Raw genomic sequence first — 16,538 nt, 5'->3', positions numbered from 1 at the left:
CGCAGCGCGAACGTTCGCTAGCGTGATAATGGAATCTTTCCGTCTCGACATGGTCCGACATTGAGTCGACGGCCGATGTTCCTCGCACGGGTTTTCTAGACCAAGGAAGGCAAGAGATTCATGAAGCGGATCGAAGAAATCTACTGGCTGCGCTTCTATGGCTGCCTGGCGGTCTTCGGCTTTCACTTTCTCGATCGGCTGAATCAGCATGTCGACAACGTCTATGTCGATCTGGCCCGCATCCCGACCGTGCTCGGCACGCCCATCTTCATCTTCATCTCGATCTTTCTGTTCTCGATGCGCTACGGCAACCAGCCCCCCTCCGGCTTTCTGCTCAAGCGCCTGCAGTACGTGATGGTGCCCTACTTCGTCTACGGCCTGATCTATTCGATGACGAAGTACCTCAACCTGCATCGTCAGGGGGAACCGATCGGCCTGGTCGAAAACCTGACCGAATACCTCGTCTTCGCCGGCTGGCACGGCTATTTCCTGATCATTGCCATGCAGTTCTATGCCTTTTACTGGCTCTACTGCCGCTACGCCCTCGAACGCTGGCTGCCGCCTGGCCCCTGGCTGCTGATCGGTAGCGCCATCGGCATCGCCTACTGGGGGCTGACCCGCTGGCTCGGCATCGAACCGCCGGGCTACCTGCTGTGGATCGCACCGCTCGGCTGGGTCTACCTGTTCTTCCTGGCCATGCTGGTGGTGAAGTACTACCCGCAGCTCGCTCCCGAGCATCTGAGAGAAGTGCCCTGGCTCAAGTGGCTGTCGCGACCGGAGCTGCTGCTGGCCTACGTTGCCGTCATCGTCCTGCTCACGCTGCCGGGCTGGCTGGAGTACTCCTCCAAGGAAACCTGGGTGGTACCGCTCTTCATTCTGTTCACGCTGTTCGCCGTGACCCGTCTGCGCAATCTGCACGCCACGCCCATGGTGAAAGCCGTCAACCGCTACTCTTTCGGCATCTACCTGGCGCATCCCATGTTCTTCGCCATCGTCGATTTCGCCGGTGAGTTCGTCGCGCTGTCCTTACCCGTCTATGCCCTGCTGCTGATCGTGGTCGGCATGGCCGGTTCGATCGCCTTGAGCCGGATTGCCAACGAGTTTCCCTGGGGCGGCATGCTGTTCGGCAAGACCCTGCATGTGCCGACCGAGCAGCAGACGACCGCCCCTCAAGTGCGCTAGGCTAAGCCAAGGCGAGGGTCAATGGGCCGTTCAGCCATTTTACTCACTGAACTTCGGGGGAATTCGCATGCGTGAGCCTCTTTCACTCGTGATCGTACCGGTAGACGGCTCGCCTGCAGCAGATGCCGCCACGCGACATGCCGCACTGCTCGCCGAACTGCTGCAGGCACGGCTGCAGTTGGTACATGTCATGCCCCTCAACCCAGCCGAGCTCAGCGACGTGCCGGCCAACCGCCTCGCCGAGACGGATCGCGACCGCTCCCAGCGACTGGAAGCCGCACAGGCGGCCTTCACGCATGCCAAAAGGCTCGTGCACGAGGCCCTCCAACCTTCGCTGAAGGAAGTGACCCTGGAAGAGAAGGGCTTCGTGCGCCACCCCGCCCGTACCATCATCGAGCACGCTCGTAGCCAGCCGGGCTGTCTGCTGGTGATCGGAGCGCGCCACCTCAGCGATTTCGCCAAGTTCATGGAGGGCAGCGTAAGCAACGAGGTAGTGCACAAGGTGGACTGTCCGATCACCATCGTTCACCCCGAAGCCACCGCAAGCGGCGAGCGCATGGACAGCGTGCTGCTGCCGATCGATGGTTCCCGACACAGCAACCGCGCTGCCGCCTTGGCCGGAGAGCTGGCGCGACGTGCCGGGGCCTCGGTGGAACTGCTGTACTGCCGTCCGGCAGACACGCCACAGCCCACCTCGGAGGAGCGCGGCGAGTCCGAGCAGATCTTCGAGCAGGCACGCCAGCACCTCGGGGAAGTCCCGGCCGGCATCGCCACTCGCATGCTGGTGGGTGAGGACTATGCGGTAGCGATCACCGACTTCGCCCACGGCCTTCCCGGCAATCCCGTCATCGTCATGGGCCGCCGTGGGCTGGGCGCTCTGCATGAAAAACTGGTCGGCAGCGTGAGCCATCGCGTAATCGACCTGGCCCACTGCCCGGTAACCGTCATGGTATAGCGCTGCATGGTGCAGCGCTCAGTGCCCTCGATACTTCCTTCAGGCCTCCTGCGCGCTCTCGTAGGCAGCCTTGAGCCGGTAGAACTCGGCGACGATGGCCTCCATGGCCGCCGGGTCGTACTCGCTGAGCCCGCTGACGACCAGCTTCTTCGATCCGCTGCCCACGACCTCTCCGCGGTCGGTGATGCGAAACTCGAGCTTCACGTCGCCGCGCTTGCCGTTGACCTCCAGGCGGGAGTCGACCAGCTCCAGGGTCGGGCCGGTCAGGTCGGTGCGCTCGAGCGAGAAGCCCATGCTGTCGTAGATCACCAGCGGTCGCTTGGGATTGAACATCACGCCCTGCTCTTCGAGCAGTGGCTTGAGCACGTGGGGAAAGTTCTTCCCGGAAAAGGCCACGTAGCAGCGCGTGAAGGCCTCGACGGCGGCAGCATCGTGGTTCTCGGCGCCGGAGCGCCCGACCTCCAGGTACTGCTTGCCCTCATCGTCCTTGACCTCCACCTGGCCCGAGTCGCTCTCCTCGAGACTCAGCGGCGTGCCGTCACCCACCATGCTGCGAAAATGGAAATCCATCCGCTGCGAGAGGCCGAAACGACTCAGAACCAGGGCAAAGAGTAGATCTCCGGGAACGCAGAAACGCCGGGCATCGGCATCGTGTATCGGGTTGAAGTCGCCGGCAATGCGCTTGGCAAAGTCACTTGCCTGCTGGGCAGAGATGCGCACGCGTGAGCCCGTCTGGGTATGGTAAGGATCGAGAAACATGAGAGTTCTGGCCTGTCCTTGGTTGGAATGCCTCAAGATAGCGATGATGCCATACTTTTTCCTCGACGAGGCCCCTTCAGGCCGGGCAGGGCACAGCAAGAGCGCTTGTCGGCTGACCGTGGCTGCGCTGCGCTTCGCCCGGCCGCACATAACCCGTTGAATCTATGTTACTGTGCAGAGAAGATGTCGGTGGCATCATGACTGCCATGGCCCGTGGCGGTCTCGTCACGGCGGTGAAATGCCTATATTGTGCAACGACACCCAGAGGCTAAAGTACGATACATAATCATCAGGGAGCATGACTTGCCGGGAAGAGGGGTGGAGCTCGGCAAGGGGGATCGGGGGATATCATTATCGATACGCTCATGAAGTCCTGGCTTTCCGCCGCTGCCAATGGGCCAGGCATGAGAGTCGTCTTGTCTGACGGCATCGTGTCGCAGCCGTTCGCACTCGCCACGCCGCATCTGCCCAACCTTCGGGAAGGTGGCGCGTGGCCGGGGTGATCCGTTTGATGCTTTTGCCACTGCTGGTGGCACTTCTTCCTCCGTCGGTCCATGCCGAGGAGCGTCAGGTCGTGCTCATCGCCCACCCTCAGGTGGCCAACACCGCCCTGACCCGCGACACCACTCGAGCCATCTTTGCCATGCGGCAGCGCAGCTGGCCGGATGGGCAAGCCGTTCGCGTCTTCGTACTGCCCAACAACCATCCCGTTCATGCCCGCTTCGCCAAGGAGCGGCTCACGGTATATCCGCATCAGCTTCAGCTGGCCTGGGACCGTATGGTCTTCTCGGGTACAGGGCAGGCACCCAGTCAGGTCGACAATCAGATCGAGATGCTGGAACGCGTCGCCACCACGCCTGGCGCCCTTGGGTATCTGGAAAGGGAGTATCTGGATGATCGAGTCCAAGTCGTTACCATGGAGTAGCCGTCGCTCGCGCTCGCTGCTGCTGATGCTGGCCCTGGGCTGGGCACCGGCCGCGGCGGCAGAGGGCATCATGGATACCTTGCAGCTGCACGGGTTCCTGAGTCAGGCGTACGTCGTCTCCGACCATAATGACTTCTTCGGCCCCAGCAGCAGTAGTGGCGGCAGCCTCAAGTACACCGAGATAGGCGCCAATGCTTCGATCCGGCCAAGGCACGACGTACTGCTAGCGGCACAGGTGCTCAGCCGTCGAGCCGGCGGCGATGGCAGCGACGCCAGGCCGGCGCTCGACTACGGCGTCATCGACTACCAACCCTTCTCCAACCAGCAGCGAACCCTGGGCATCCAACTCGGGCGGTTCAAGAACCCTTTCGGCTTCTACAATCAGACCCGGGACGTCGCCTTTACCCGCCCGAGCATACTGTTACCCCAATCCATTTACTTCGACCGTACCCGCTCGCTCGGTCTCTCCGCCGATGGAGTCAGCGTCTACGCCGAAGAACGACTGCCCCATGGTACGCTGCGCTTCATCGCCGGTGTGGGAGTACCGACAACCCGCGACCTGGACAGTCAGCTATACCCGGCTCAACTCGGCGTGAACGTCAGCGGCAGCACCTCGTCGATCGGACAGATTCGTTATGAACACTCGGGGGGCAACTTCACGGCCGCCATCAGTGCGGCTGACGTGAACCTGGACCTCGAACTGGGCCCGAACGAGGGACAACTCAACTTCCAACCCTGGATTCTCTCGCTTCAATACGACAAGGAACACTGGGCTCTGACGGGTGAGTTCGCTCTGCGCTCGGTTTCGACCACAGACACTGGCCCACTGCCCAGCTCAGACGTCACGGGAGAGAGTTGGTACGTGCAGTATACACGTCGCTTCCTTGATGACTGGCAATGGCTGGTGCGTTACGACAGCCTGGTCAGCGACCGCAACGACCGCTCGGGACGGTCCTTTGAAGCCCAGGGACGAGGCCCGGCTCATACACGCTTCGCCGATGACATCACCGTCGGCTTACAGTGGCGTGTCAATCCCCGAGTGCTGCTCGCCGCTGAATATCACCATGTCAATGGCACCGGTTGGCTGCCCTTGCGCGACGAGCCAGACCCGACTGACACTCGCCAGCGCTGGAACATGCTGCTATTCCAGCTCTCGCTGCGCTTCTGAAGCCTCCGATCACCGAACCGGTCAGGGATTGTCCGCATGAGCCGCTCCGATTCCCAAGCACGACGGCCCCGTCTCAGCCTGACCTGGCGAGTGCTGGCGCTGAGCAGTCTGCTGCTGCTGGTGCTGGCGGGACTATTCACCTGGCTCGGCCATGCCAACCTGACCCGCCAGTTCGAGGAGAGCCGCAGGGAAAGCAACGACCGGGAAGTCCGTGAGATACAGCTGGCCCTGCAGCGCTCCGAGGTGAGCCTGCAGCAGATCGCTGCCCTGACGGCAGCCTCCCCTGACCTGGGGCCGGCCCTGGACGGAAACGACCAGGAAGCGCTGATAAACTCCCTGACGTCCCAGTGGCCCACGCTGCAACTCGAAGCCGGCATCGACGAGATACTGGTGTTCGACGCCCAGGGCCGCCAATTGGCCGATTGGGGGGAGGGACAGGCCGACAAGGAGCGCCCCGTTCAGGACTGGGTACGCCAGGTGATGGAAACCGAGTTTCCACTTTCGGCGCTTCGCTGTGCCAACGACTGTCGCCAGTATGCGGCGGTGCCCATTCTGGTTGGCGGCGAAAGCGTCGGCATGGTGATACTGTCTCGCTCCCTGGCCGACGTGACCCGCCAGGCCCAGCAGGTATCCGGCAGCGATGTCGCCCTGCTGATCACCGGGGGGCGCGAGGTGGAGGCCATGCCCGACCGTCACCTGACGAACTGGAACGGCCACTTAGTGGCCATGACCCGCCCGGAGCACTATCTTCCGCTGCTTCGCCAGGCCTCGCAGACAGGCATGCTCAGCGACATTCTCGAGACGCCGCTGCGCCTGCAATATCGGGGCCGCGATTACGAGCTGTCCGCCGTGCGCATGGAGGCCGATGAGGCTCGTCGCAGTAGCGGCTTCTTTCTTCTGGCCGCCGATATCACCCATCAGATACGCGCCATTCAGGAAAACACGCGTAGCCTGCTGCTGGTAGGCATCGGTGGCTGGCTGGCGGCCGAGCTGCTGCTGCTGGCGATTCTGCTGCAGCCCATGGCCAGACTGCGCCGATTGGCGGGGGTGCTCCCCGCGCTGGCTCACGGCGGCTTCGCCGAAGCCCGCAGCGCGATTCCGCCACCGAACCAACGCCTCGAAGATGAGATCGATGTTCTGGAAGGCACGACGCTGGCCCTCTCCGACCAGTTGGAGGCGCTGGAACACGAAGTCACGGCACGCGGCCAGCAGTTGGCCGAACGGGTCGAGGAGCTGGCCCGTGAGCGCGATTTCGTCGGCAGCCTGCTGGATACGGCGCGGGTCTTCATCGTGACCCAGGACGACCAGGATCGCATCACCCTCGTCAATGACTATGCGCTTTCCACCCTGTCGATGCAGGAGGAGCGACTCCTGGGCCGCCGCTTCGACGATGTCTTCACCCCCCGCCCAAGCACTGGCACTGACGAAGTGACATCTCAGGAGGAGCGCAGCCTGGTGACGGCGGATGGGCGTCAGCGCACCATCGCCTGGTATCACGCGCCGCTGGCAACGCGCGGCGATGACCGCGCGGCACGTATCTCGGTCGGGCTCGACATCACCGAACGCAAGCTGGCCGAGGCGCGCCTCACCTGGCTGGCCGAGCGCGACCCGTTGACGGAACTCTACAACCGACGTTACTTCCAGGAGGCGCTGGGCGCGGTCACGCAGCGCGGGCGTAACGGGGCGGTGCTGCTGCTCGACATCGACCACTTCAAGGACGTCAACGAACTCAGCGGCCATCACACCGGCGACCGACTGCTGCGCATGGTGGCCGATACCCTGTTCCAGGAGTTCGGCCATTGCGGCATCATTGCGCGGTTGGGTGGCGATGAGTTCGCGCTGCTGCTGGAGGGCGCCGATACCCGCAAAGCCATCAGCATCGCCAAGCAGATCACGCCGCTGCTGGACGGCACCGGCCTGGATGCCGGCGGCCAGCGCCACCGGGCCACGGCCAGCCTCGGTATCGCGCTGTTCCCGATCCACGGCGACAATCCCGCCGACTTGATGGCCAACGCCGACCTGGCCATGTACAAGGCCAAGGAGAGCAGCGCCCAGCGCTGGCACCTGCTCTCGACGCTGGAGCGCGCCAAGGACGAGTTGCAGGAGCGCGTCTACTGGGTGGAGCGCATTCGTCAGGCCATCGACGAGGAAGGCTTCGAGCTCATGGTGCAGCCGATCATGCGCCTGAGTGACGGCGATGTCCGGCACTACGAGGTGCTGCTGCGCATGCTGGGCCCCAAGGGCGCTCTCATCTCACCGGCCTATTTCATTCCCGTGGCCGAGCGCAGCGGTCAGGTCGTACAGATCGACCGCTGGGTGCTACGCCACAGTCTGCGCGCTTTGAGCCGCGTGCAGGCGCAGGGCATCAGTCTTTCCGTCAACCTGTCGGGCCAGTCCTTGCACGACGAAGGGCTCAAGCAGTTTCTCGTCGAGGAGCTGGCTGCCAGCGGTGCAGACCCCCATTACTTGATTCTGGAGATCACCGAGACCGCTGCCGTCACCGATTTTTCCAGCGCACGCGGCGTTCTTCAGGCCCTGCGCGACCTTGGCTGTCGCACGGCCCTGGACGACTTCGGTGTCGGCTTCAGCAGTTTCCACTATCTCGGCGAGCTGCCCGTCGATTTCATCAAGATCGACGGCGCCTTCATTCGCACCCTGCTGACCAATACGGAGAGTCAGGTCATCGTCAAGGCCATTGCCGATATCGCCACTGGCTTCGGCAAGAAAGCCATCGCCGAATTCGTCGATCAGGAGGCATTGATTCCACTCCTGTCATCCTACGGTATTGAGTACGGGCAGGGTTATCACCTTGGCCGACCCGCCTTGTTGTCAGATGCCATCCCAGGAGTATCACATGGAGACACCACGTCGTGATTCATACTCTGCTGGAACGGAAGCTGCCCTGGATGACCAAGTCCGAGATTTCATCGAGCAATATCGCTTCGTCATCGCCCGTACCAAGGTCGATCGCTACCGAGCCTATGCGCTTCGCCACAAGGTCTTCCGTGAGGAGCTCAACTATCGTTTGGGCGAAAATGCCGATATCCCCTTCGAAAAGGACGCGCATGACCGGCATGCCATTCTCTGTCTGCTTCACCACACCACCAGCAAAAGGGATGCGGGCTGCCTGAGAGTAGTACTGGCGAGCAGCGACCCGGCGGATAAACGGCTACTGCCGCTGGAAGAAAGCTGTGCCCACGGCTTGACCGATCCACTACTTCACCCGAGTAAGTTCGAGCGCTCCTGCCTATGCGAGGTCTCGCGACTTGCCGTGCATCCCGATTTTCGCCGTTCGCGTGACTGTGCTCTCGGGCTGCGTGAGCAGGACCTTCAACTGCTGGAAAAGAACCGGTTGCCCCCACCCTCACCGCTGGTGACCCTTAGCCTGTTCCTGGCTGCCACAGCCGTAGTCGGCCTGGTCGGTCGTTATCAGGTCTTTGCCATGATGGAGCCTCGTTTCGCTAGACTGCTGAAAATCTCCGGGCTGCAGTTCCGCCAGGTCGGAGACGTGATCGACTACTGCGGGCCTAGGGCGGCCTACTATATCGACCAGCGTGATGCAGAAAGGGACCTTCAAGCACCGCTGCAACCACTCTATTGGCATATCAAGGAGTCTATTGCCCCGCAGCTGACGAATGAACTAAACGTTCTCTAGCACTGCGACGTGCGATTTACGTTGCCTCATGCCTTGGCCGGCCGGAACCTCACGGGGCTGGTGGAGCCTTCGTGACAGGTCGGGGCCGGCATACAGCTGCCCCGGCCAGCCGAGCACCATGATCGCCAGCACGTTGCGGTGCTCGCCACGCTCCAGGTCGGTATCGCCGTCCGGCGATGGGATGATGCCCGAGCGAGGGTCCACGGCCTGCATCAGGTGGCGGCGTATCCGCGCTACCGTCGGGTCGCTTTCCAGGCCAGCCAGCAGAAAGCTGAGCGCGACTTCGGCCATGATGTCCTCCGTGGCCTCGTCCAGAATGCGTTCGATCTCGGTGCGGAAGGCTGCAAGGATCCAGGCATGCTGCTCGGCCGATACCCTACGCTGATAGTAGCGGCTGTCGGCGATCACCATGTGCGTCATGCCGTAGAGCCGGTTACGGTAGTCACGCTCGCTCAAGGCCGATACGGCATCGGCCGGATAGACGGACTGGAACGCCGCTTCCATGTCGTCCCGCAGATCGACGATGCCGAGCTGATGAAGGAAATGAGCCTGATTCGCCACCTGGGCGGCATAGATTCTCATCACCTCCGGGTCGGTCAGAAAGCGCTGCCATTCCAGGCTGGCCAGGTAGTCGAGCGCACGTTCATGCTCGGGTAATGTGTCCAGCAGACCGTAGTAGTCCGCCTGAATCAGGCGAAAGAGCAGCTGCCGGCCGAAGGCGATCTCGCCCCATTGGGCCAGCATGGCCCCACGGGCGCGCTGTCTGGCGGTACGCTGCGGGTAGTTCGCCATCACCTCCCGAGTACGAGTCGCCGCGAAGCCGGGCGTCTCGAGGCCGGCAATGTCGCGTCCGAGCTGCTTCAAGAGCAGGCGCCCATGCGCCTCGAGGGGCTCGAGATAGCGCGCATCACCGCTGATGCGGTAGAGCCGCTGGGCATAATGGCGTTGCTTGTCGAGGGGCATGGCCGGCAGGGCGTCTTCATAGATGGCCCGGAGCGCCTGCGCGGTAGCCTGTTCATCGCGCGCCGGTCCATCATGCAGGGGCTCGATGGCACAGCCCGCCAGCCACGCCGCCAGCAGCACGGTGAGCCAGCCCATGAGCAGACGTGACGCTGCCTCTGGAGCTCGCCTTGGTCTCGATTCAGTCACTCTCTTTGTCTCGCTGTCTGCGCTGCTGACTGGGTGAGATCATGCGCACCCTGACCTTGGTGCGGGGCTTGAGCTGTGCCGGCGGCCCACCTTGGGGTACCCCTTGCTCGGCGCCCGGGTCAGCCGATGCTTGAGCCTCTTGCGGCGGACGGATCACGACCCAGGCGAAAACCGGCAGCGTGAGCTGCCAGTGGATGGCCGCCAGGCGCAACCCCAGGGTCACTGCCAGCGCCAGGCCGATGGCAACGCCGACCGGCACGCCCAGCGCTCCCAGCCCCACGTAGGTGATGCCACCGGCAATGGAGGCCGTGGCATACACCTCCTGGCGCAATACCATGGGTACACGGCGTGCCAGCACGTCGCGCACCATGCCACCGGCCACCCCCGTCAACAGCCCCATCAACACCGCCACCACGCCGGGCGCCTCGAGCTGCAACGCCTTGTGCGCACCGATCACCGTGAACAGCGCCAGGCCGAAGGCATCGGCAATCGGCAGGAAGCTGCGTGAGAGGCGGTGGATGTAATGAAAACCGACGATGGAGAGGCCGACGGTAGCGAGTATCACCCACAGATAGGTGGGGTCGGCGACCCAGAACACCGGCCGTACGCCCAGCACCAGATCGCGCAAGGTGCCGCCGCCGATGCCGGTGACCGCTGCCAGCACCAGCATGCCGAAGGGGTCCATGCGCGAGCGGCAGGCGAGAATGACCCCCGACAGGGCGAAGACCACCACGCCCGCCATGTCCAGCCAGTACACCAGAGCCGTCAAGTCGTTCTCCTGCAATGCAGATGGCAATGCTGGGCAGACTACTGCGCTTTCACTGATAGGTCACGACGAGAAAACTCACCAGCTCCGTTTCACCGCAGTTCTCGATGACGTGCTCCAGGTCGGCATGGTAATGCGCCGAGTCGCCAGGGCTCAGCTCACAGCGATTTTCCCCTGCCACGACTCGCGCCTGCCCCTGGGTGACGGTCAGCAGCTCGCGCGTGCCCTCGAAGTGAGCCGCACTCAGCAGGCGCGCGCCGGGGGCCAGGCGCACCTCGTAGAACTCCACGTTCTTCTCCATGTGCAGCGGCGAGAGGGTGCGGATGCGGCAATCCCGGTCGTCGCGGAACAGCTGGCTGGCATCGTCGCCGCGCACCACCTCGATGCGCGACGCCGTCCACGGCTGGTCGACCAGATCGCCGATGTTCATGCCGAAGGCCTGGGCGATACGCAGCGTCACCGCCAGCGTCGGGTTGGCCTTGCCGCGCTCGATCTGGCTGAGCATGGAGCGACTGACGCCGGAGGCCGCTGCCAGCTGCTCCAGGGTGAGCCCGCGTTTCTTGCGCAGCTCGATGACCCGGCTCGGCAGGCTTCCCGCCTCCGTTTGCCCTTCGTCTGCCATCGTGGTGTCACTCACTTCACTTTTCCCCTATACCCAAAGAGGTTTCCCTTCATGGAAATGGACCGGCCTAGGGTAGCGGGCCTTGCGCCATTTCCACTATGAAGGAAAAAAATCTTGCAAGATGGACTTATTCTGCAATACTGGAATTCATTCCCTCATACTAAACCTCATACAGGGAATTGCCAGCACCTATCGCTCCTCAACCGCCTGAACCCTCCAACCACAAGTCAGGAAGGTAGCCACATGAAAGCACTGATCAAGAAAGAGGCATCACCCGGCCTCTGGCTGGAAGAGGTGCCGGACCCACAGGTCGGCATCAACGACGTGCTGATCAAGGTGAAGCGCACTGCCATCTGCGGCACCGACGTGCACATCTACAAGTGGGACAGTTGGGCGCAGAAGACCATCCCGGTACCCATGGTGGTGGGCCATGAGTTCGTCGGCGAGATCGTCGAGGTCGGCTCCAACGTCAACGATTTCCACCCGGGGCAGATCGTCTCTGGCGAGGGTCATGTGGTGTGCGGGCGCTGCCGCAACTGCCTGGCCGGGCGCCGCCACCTGTGCGCCCATACCAGCGGGGTGGGGGTCAACCGACCGGGGGCCTTTGCCGAGTACGTGGCGCTGCCGATGTCCAACGTGTGGGAGCACAAGCCGGGCATCGACCTCGACGTGGCCGCCATCTTCGATCCGCTGGGCAACGCCGTGCACACCGCACTGCAGTACGACCTGCTCGGCGAGGACGTGCTGATCACCGGCGCCGGGCCGATCGGCGCCATGGCCGCGGCGGTGTGTCGCCATGCCGGCGCGCGCCACGTGGTGGTCACCGACCTCAACCCTGGGCGGCTCGAACTGGCCCAGCGCCTGGGCGCCACCCGCACCGTGGACGTGCGCCACGAGACGCTCCCCGACGTTCAGCGCGAACTGGGGCTCACCGAAGGCTTCGACGTTGGCCTGGAGATGTCCGGCAGTCCCGCCGCCTTCCGCGACATGCTGGCCAACATGTGCCACGGTGGCAAGGTGGCCATGCTCGGCATTCCCACCGAGGAGATGGCCATCGACTGGAACACGGTGATCTTCAACATGCTCACGCTCAAGGGCATCTACGGCCGCGAGATGTACGAGACCTGGTACAAGATGTCGGTGATGATCGACTCCGGCCTCGACATTTCGCCAGTGATCACCCATCGCCTGCCCTACACAGAGTTTCAGCAAGGTTTCGATGCCATGCTGAGCGGTGAAGCGAGCAAGGTCGTTCTCAACTGGGAGTCATGACATGTACGGAGCTTTCAAGCAGCATCTGCTGGGCGAGCTCGACGCCATTCGCCAGGCCGGGCTGTACAAGCACGAGCGCCAGCTGACCACGCCTCAGGGCGCCCATGTCGGCATCAGTGCCGGGCAAGAAGTGCTCAACCTGTGCGCCAACAACTACCTGGGACTGGCCCAGCACCCCGAGGTCAACGCGGCCGCCAAGGCGGGCCTGGAAGAGTGGGGCTACGGCCTGGCCTCGGTACGTTTCATCTGCGGTACCCAGAGCCTGCACAAGCAGCTCGAACAGCGCTTGACCGACTTTCTCGGCACCGAGGACACCATCCTCTACCCTTCCTGCTTCGACGCCAACGGCGGGCTGTTCGAGACCCTGCTCGGCGCCGAGGACGCGGTGATCTCCGACGAGCTCAACCATGCCAGCATCATCGACGGCGTGCGGCTCTCCAAGGCCCGGCGCTACCGCTACCGCAACAACGACATGGCCGACCTGGAAGAGCAGCTCAAGGCCGCCGACCGCGACGGTGCGCGCTTCAAGCTGATCACCACCGACGGCGTGTTCTCCATGGATGGCTACATTGCCCGGCTCGACGAAATCTGCGACCTGGCCGAGCGCTACGACGCCCTGGTGCACTTCGACGACTGCCATGCCACCGGCTTTCTCGGCGAGGGCGGTCGCGGCACCCACGAGTATCGCGGCTGCATGGATCGAGTCGACATCACCACCGGCACCCTGGGCAAGGCGCTGGGCGGCGCCAGCGGCGGCTACACCAGCGGCAAGCGCGAAGTGATCGAGCTGCTGCGCCAGCGCTCGCGCCCCTATCTGTTCTCCAACACCGTGGCGCCACCGGTGGTCGCCGGCGCGCTGAAGGCGATCGAGCTGGCCGCCGAGTCCCGCGAGCTGCGCAGCCGGCTGGTGGAGAACACCGCCTTCTTCCGCGAGGGGCTCGAGCGGCTGGGCTTCGAACTGTTGCCCGGCGAGCACCCCATCGTGCCGGTGATGCTGTACGACGCAGGACTTGCCGCCCGTTTCGCCGAGGAGATGCTCAAGGAGGGCGTCTACGTCATCGCCTTCTCCTACCCGGTGGTGCCCCAGGGGCGTGCCCGCATCCGCACCCAGATGTCAGCCGCGCTGAGCCGCGACGATCTGGAATTCGCCCTGGCCGCCTTCGGTCGGGTCAAGGAGCGCCTAGGGCTATAGCGATCTGGCTGGCCGGGCCAGAGCCTGGCCAGCCTTGGCTACGACCTTGGTCGCAGAGCGCCCAAAGGCGACGAGCCAGCCGTCATACTGGAAACTGAAACGGTTCAGCGACGGTTTTCGATGACCATTCTCCTGGAAAAGCTCCGCCCGCCTGCACTGCCTGACACCGTCGTGGCCCGAGAAAGGCTGAACGACTGCTTCGCGCTCAGCGAGCGGGTCCGCCTGCTGATGGTCCAGGCACCGCCCGGCTACGGCAAGAGCACGCTGCTGGCCGAGCGTCTGACCCAACTGGAGCAACCCTCGGCCTGGCTGTGTCTGGACGCCCGCGACGACGAACCGGGCCGCTTCGCCGTCTATTTTCGCGAAGCGCTGACCCGCCTGTGCCGTGAGCTCGGCCACACGCTCGAGCTGCCCGTGGCCGGCAGCCTGGCCGAAGCCATGGAGACCTGGCTGGCGCTGCTGCCGGAGCAGTCCGCACCCGGCCGGCTGGTGCTGGATGACGTCCAACATGTCCGGCACTCGCAGATCCTCGAGTGCCTGCGCCACTGGCTGTGCCACCAGCCGTCCTGGCTGACGCTGACCCTCGCCTCGCGCACGCGCCCCGACCTGGGCCTGCCGGAACTCCGGCTACGCGGCGAACTGGAGGAGATCGGCCTGAGCGAGCTGGCCTTCGATGCGGAAGAGGCCCAGACCCTGTGCGCCGAACAGCTCAGCCTGCCCCCGACCCGGGTCAGCCTGGAGCGCGCCCTACGCCGCACCGAAGGGTGGCCGCTGGCACTGGCCTGGCTGATCGAGCGCACCACCACCCTGGCCTCCTTCGATACCCTGCTGGAGCGACTCGATGGCAGCCATCCGGACTTCGTCGCCTGGTTCGACGAGTTGCTGGCACGTTGTATCGACGAACAGGACCACCAGCTGCTGCTGCAGCTCGGCGTGCTCGAGCGCTTCTCGCCCAATCTGGTCGCCAGGCTGCTGGAGGGCGAGCGACTCTCGCAGCGGTTGGAGGCGCTGGAGCGGGCCGGTCTGTTCCTCGAGCGTATCGAACCTCATTCGCAATGGTTTCGCTTTCATCGGCTGTTCGCCGGCTACCTGCGTCACCGCCGCCACGAGCTCAGTCTGACGACACAGCACGAGCTGCATCAGCGCGCCAGCACCGCCTGGCTGCGCCTGGGCAACCCTGCCCTGGCGCTGGCCCAGGCCATCGAAGCCGAAGCCCCCGAACCGCTGGCCGAGCTGCTCGAGCGAGAAGGGCCCGGGCTGCTGGCCAACGGCCACTTCTCACTGCTGGCACGCGGGCTCGCCACGCTCGGCGATACCCGCCTGGTCGACTCTCCCCGGCTCACCCTGCTGCACGGCTGGGCCTCGCATGCCCAGTATCATTTCGACCGCACCCGCCAGGCCATCGGCTGGATCGAGGCGCAGCTCGAGCTGCCCGAATGGGCCGAACTGGCCGCCGAGTTCGCCACCCTACGGGCGCAGCTGGCGATCAACGAGGGCGACGCCGAACGGGCGGCGCCACTGGCCGAACAGGCCCTGACCCTGCCGCCCCGCTATCTGGCCACGACCCCGCTGACCGCCGCGGCGATACTGGCCGAGGCGCGCTTCGTGCAGGGCTACCTGGACGAGTCGCTGCAGCGCATCCACAGCGTGGAGCGGGAAGCCAATCGTGTCGGCGATGCGCAGATGCTGCTGTGGGCGCTGTGCCATCAGTCCGAGACGCTGGTGGCACAGGGCCGCCTGCAGGCCGCCTTCGACGTGCAGGAACGCGCCATCGCCCACGTCGAACACGCCGGCCTCGACCGCCTGCCGGTGTGTGAATTCCTCTATCGCATCCGCAGCCAGCTGCTGTGGGAGTGGCAGCGCCTGGAAGCGTCGGAGCAGGCGGCGCTGAAAGGCATCGAAGTGCTCGACACCCAGGGCGAGCGCTGGACCCTGCAATGCCACATCGGCCTGGCCAAGGTGGCACTGTCGCGGGGCGACCAGGCCCAGTGCGCCGACCATATCCGCCGCATGCGCAAGATCCTGGTGCAGGGCAACTATCACATCGACTGGCAGGCCAACGCCCATGCCACCCTGCTCGCCTGGTGGCAGGCCAACGGCGATCTCGACGCCGTGGCCCGTTGGCTGCAGGAGGCGCCTCCCGGCGACCCGGCACAGGCCAGCAATCACTTCGCCCAATGCAACCTGCGCAATCATGCACGCGCCATGATTCTGCTCGGCCGCTTCGATGAGGCCGAAGCGCTGCTCGTCGCGCTGGAGCACGAGACCGAGCGACTGGGGCTTACCACCGACGCCAATCGCAACCAAATCTGCCTGGCCGGGCTGGAGTGGCAGCGCGGCCGGCACGCCGAAGCGCTGGCGCATCTCCGCCAGGCACTGACGCTCGCCACCCGCACGGCGCTGGCCGGCAGTTTCCTGCGCCTGGGTCGGCCGCTGCCGGAGATGCTCGAACGCCTGCTGGCCGAGCACGAGCTGGAACCGCTGGCCCGCGGTCATGCCGAACGACTGCTCGACCTCGCCCGCCGTCAGCGCGAGTTCGGTCGCGCCGTGCGCCTGATGCTCGACGACTCGGTGATCGACGACATCGTCTCGCGACCCGATGTGCCGGAGCTGATCCGCACTTCGCCGCTGACCCGTCGCGAGTGGCAGATTCTCGGCCTGATACACGCCGGGCTCTCCAACGAGCAGATTGCCGAGCAGCTCTCGGTCGCCCCCACTACGGTCAAGACCCATATTCGCAGTCTCTACCAGAAACAGAACATCCGCCGCCGCGATGAGGCCATCGCTCTGGCCGGCGAGCTGCTGTCGCGCATCCAGGGGGAGTAGGCAAAGCGGCCGGACTCCGCCCCCCGACTACGCCTCCCCTGTGCCGGGGCGTAGAGGATTCCCTGCA

13 protein-coding genes are annotated in these 16,538 nt (G+C 64.3%); 9 read left to right on the top strand and 4 right to left on the bottom strand.

The window, feature by feature from the left end:
* Positions 1 to 120 precede the first annotated feature (120 nt).
* A complete protein-coding gene (locus C4S71_RS05690) occupies positions 121 to 1,182 on the top strand; it encodes an acyltransferase family protein (protein WP_103968492.1) in 1,062 nt (353 codons plus the stop codon).
* 67 nt (positions 1,183 to 1,249) lie between these two features.
* On the top strand, positions 1,250 to 2,137 hold the full coding sequence (locus C4S71_RS05685) for a universal stress protein (RefSeq protein ID WP_160113359.1): 888 nt from the start codon (positions 1,250 to 1,252) through the stop codon (positions 2,135 to 2,137).
* Between the two features lie 39 nt (positions 2,138 to 2,176).
* Here C4S71_RS05685 and C4S71_RS05680 read toward each other — a convergent pair whose 3' ends face one another.
* Positions 2,177 to 2,896 (bottom strand): DUF3581 domain-containing protein, encoded by a 720-nt coding sequence (locus tag C4S71_RS05680; protein ID WP_103968490.1) that lies wholly within the window; start codon positions 2,894 to 2,896, stop codon positions 2,177 to 2,179.
* Between the two features lie 511 nt (positions 2,897 to 3,407).
* Here C4S71_RS05680 and C4S71_RS05675 point away from each other — a divergent pair.
* Genes C4S71_RS05675 through C4S71_RS05660 form a run of 4 tightly spaced genes read left to right on the top strand, consistent with a single transcriptional unit; the run spans position 3,408 to position 8,644 of the window.
* On the top strand, positions 3,408 to 3,821 hold the full coding sequence (locus tag C4S71_RS05675) for a hypothetical protein (RefSeq protein ID WP_103968591.1): 414 nt from the start codon (positions 3,408 to 3,410) through the stop codon (positions 3,819 to 3,821).
* Entirely contained in the window at positions 3,790 to 4,989 is a 1,200-nt protein-coding gene (locus C4S71_RS05670) for a hypothetical protein (protein WP_200825235.1), read from the top strand. The genes C4S71_RS05675 and C4S71_RS05670 overlap by 32 nt, the downstream gene beginning before the upstream one ends.
* Before the next feature lie 36 nt (positions 4,990 to 5,025).
* Positions 5,026 to 7,863, top strand: coding sequence for a bifunctional diguanylate cyclase/phosphodiesterase (locus C4S71_RS05665; RefSeq protein WP_103968488.1), 2,838 nt, complete (start codon positions 5,026 to 5,028; stop codon positions 7,861 to 7,863).
* A complete protein-coding gene (locus C4S71_RS05660) occupies positions 7,844 to 8,644 on the top strand; it encodes a PEP-CTERM/exosortase system-associated acyltransferase (protein ID WP_160113358.1) in 801 nt (266 codons plus the stop codon). Before C4S71_RS05665 ends, C4S71_RS05660 begins: the two co-directional genes overlap by 20 nt.
* On the opposite strand, the gene C4S71_RS05655 is transcribed toward C4S71_RS05660, so the two are convergent.
* The 3 genes from C4S71_RS05655 to C4S71_RS05645 are packed head-to-tail and all read right to left on the bottom strand — an operon-like array spanning position 8,630 to position 11,196.
* Complete coding sequence (locus C4S71_RS05655) at positions 8,630 to 9,742, bottom strand: DUF3541 domain-containing protein (protein ID WP_103968487.1); 1,113 nt, start codon at positions 9,740 to 9,742, stop codon at positions 8,630 to 8,632. The genes C4S71_RS05660 and C4S71_RS05655 overlap by 15 nt on opposite strands.
* A 43-nt stretch (positions 9,743 to 9,785) precedes the next feature.
* Positions 9,786 to 10,562, bottom strand: a complete 777-nt coding sequence (locus C4S71_RS05650; RefSeq protein WP_086508172.1) for a trimeric intracellular cation channel family protein — start codon at positions 10,560 to 10,562, stop codon at positions 9,786 to 9,788.
* A 49-nt stretch (positions 10,563 to 10,611) separates the two neighbouring features.
* The gene (locus tag C4S71_RS05645) at positions 10,612 to 11,196 is read right to left on the bottom strand and encodes a helix-turn-helix domain-containing protein (protein ID WP_234240582.1); all 585 of its coding nucleotides are present in this window, start codon (positions 11,194 to 11,196) and stop codon (positions 10,612 to 10,614) included.
* 228 nt (positions 11,197 to 11,424) lie between these two features.
* On the opposite strand from C4S71_RS05645, the gene tdh reads away from it, so the two are divergent.
* The 3 genes from tdh (at position 11,425) to malT (ending at position 16,471) form a co-directional block, all read left to right on the top strand.
* Entirely contained in the window at positions 11,425 to 12,453 is a 1,029-nt protein-coding gene (gene tdh / locus C4S71_RS05640) for an L-threonine 3-dehydrogenase (protein WP_086508170.1), read from the top strand.
* A gap of 1 nt (position 12,454) precedes the next feature.
* Positions 12,455 to 13,645 carry a glycine C-acetyltransferase gene (gene kbl / locus C4S71_RS05635; RefSeq protein WP_103968486.1) on the top strand — a complete coding sequence of 397 codons (1,191 nt, stop codon included), beginning with the start codon at positions 12,455 to 12,457 and terminating at the stop codon, positions 13,643 to 13,645.
* Between the two features lie 120 nt (positions 13,646 to 13,765).
* A complete protein-coding gene (malT, locus tag C4S71_RS05630) occupies positions 13,766 to 16,471 on the top strand; it encodes an HTH-type transcriptional regulator MalT (RefSeq protein ID WP_103968485.1) in 2,706 nt (901 codons plus the stop codon).
* The last annotated feature ends 67 nt before the right edge of the window (positions 16,472 to 16,538 follow it).

The sequence above is a fragment of the Billgrantia desiderata genome (genome assembly GCF_900108215.1).
GTDB classification, from domain to species: domain Bacteria; phylum Pseudomonadota; class Gammaproteobacteria; order Pseudomonadales; family Halomonadaceae; genus Halomonas; species Halomonas desiderata.
This window is presented reverse-complemented; position numbering and strand designations above follow the sequence as displayed.

Coding starts and splice junctions, on each gene's coding strand:
- C4S71_RS05690 (WP_103968492.1), top strand. CDS start 121: ATGAAGCGGATCGAAGAAATCTACTGGCTGCGCTTCTATGGCTGCCTG.
- C4S71_RS05685 (WP_160113359.1), top strand. CDS start 1,250: ATGCGTGAGCCTCTTTCACTCGTGATCGTACCGGTAGACGGCTCGCCT.
- C4S71_RS05680 (WP_103968490.1), bottom strand. CDS start 2,896: ATGTTTCTCGATCCTTACCATACCCAGACGGGCTCACGCGTGCGCATC.
- C4S71_RS05675 (WP_103968591.1), top strand. CDS start 3,408: ATGCTTTTGCCACTGCTGGTGGCACTTCTTCCTCCGTCGGTCCATGCC.
- C4S71_RS05670 (WP_200825235.1), top strand. CDS start 3,790: ATGATCGAGTCCAAGTCGTTACCATGGAGTAGCCGTCGCTCGCGCTCG.
- C4S71_RS05665 (WP_103968488.1), top strand. CDS start 5,026: ATGAGCCGCTCCGATTCCCAAGCACGACGGCCCCGTCTCAGCCTGACC.
- C4S71_RS05660 (WP_160113358.1), top strand. CDS start 7,844: ATGGAGACACCACGTCGTGATTCATACTCTGCTGGAACGGAAGCTGCC.
- C4S71_RS05655 (WP_103968487.1), bottom strand. CDS start 9,742: ATGGGCTGGCTCACCGTGCTGCTGGCGGCGTGGCTGGCGGGCTGTGCC.
- tdh (WP_086508170.1), top strand. CDS start 11,425: ATGAAAGCACTGATCAAGAAAGAGGCATCACCCGGCCTCTGGCTGGAA.
- kbl (WP_103968486.1), top strand. CDS start 12,455: ATGTACGGAGCTTTCAAGCAGCATCTGCTGGGCGAGCTCGACGCCATT.
- malT (WP_103968485.1), top strand. CDS start 13,766: ATGACCATTCTCCTGGAAAAGCTCCGCCCGCCTGCACTGCCTGACACC.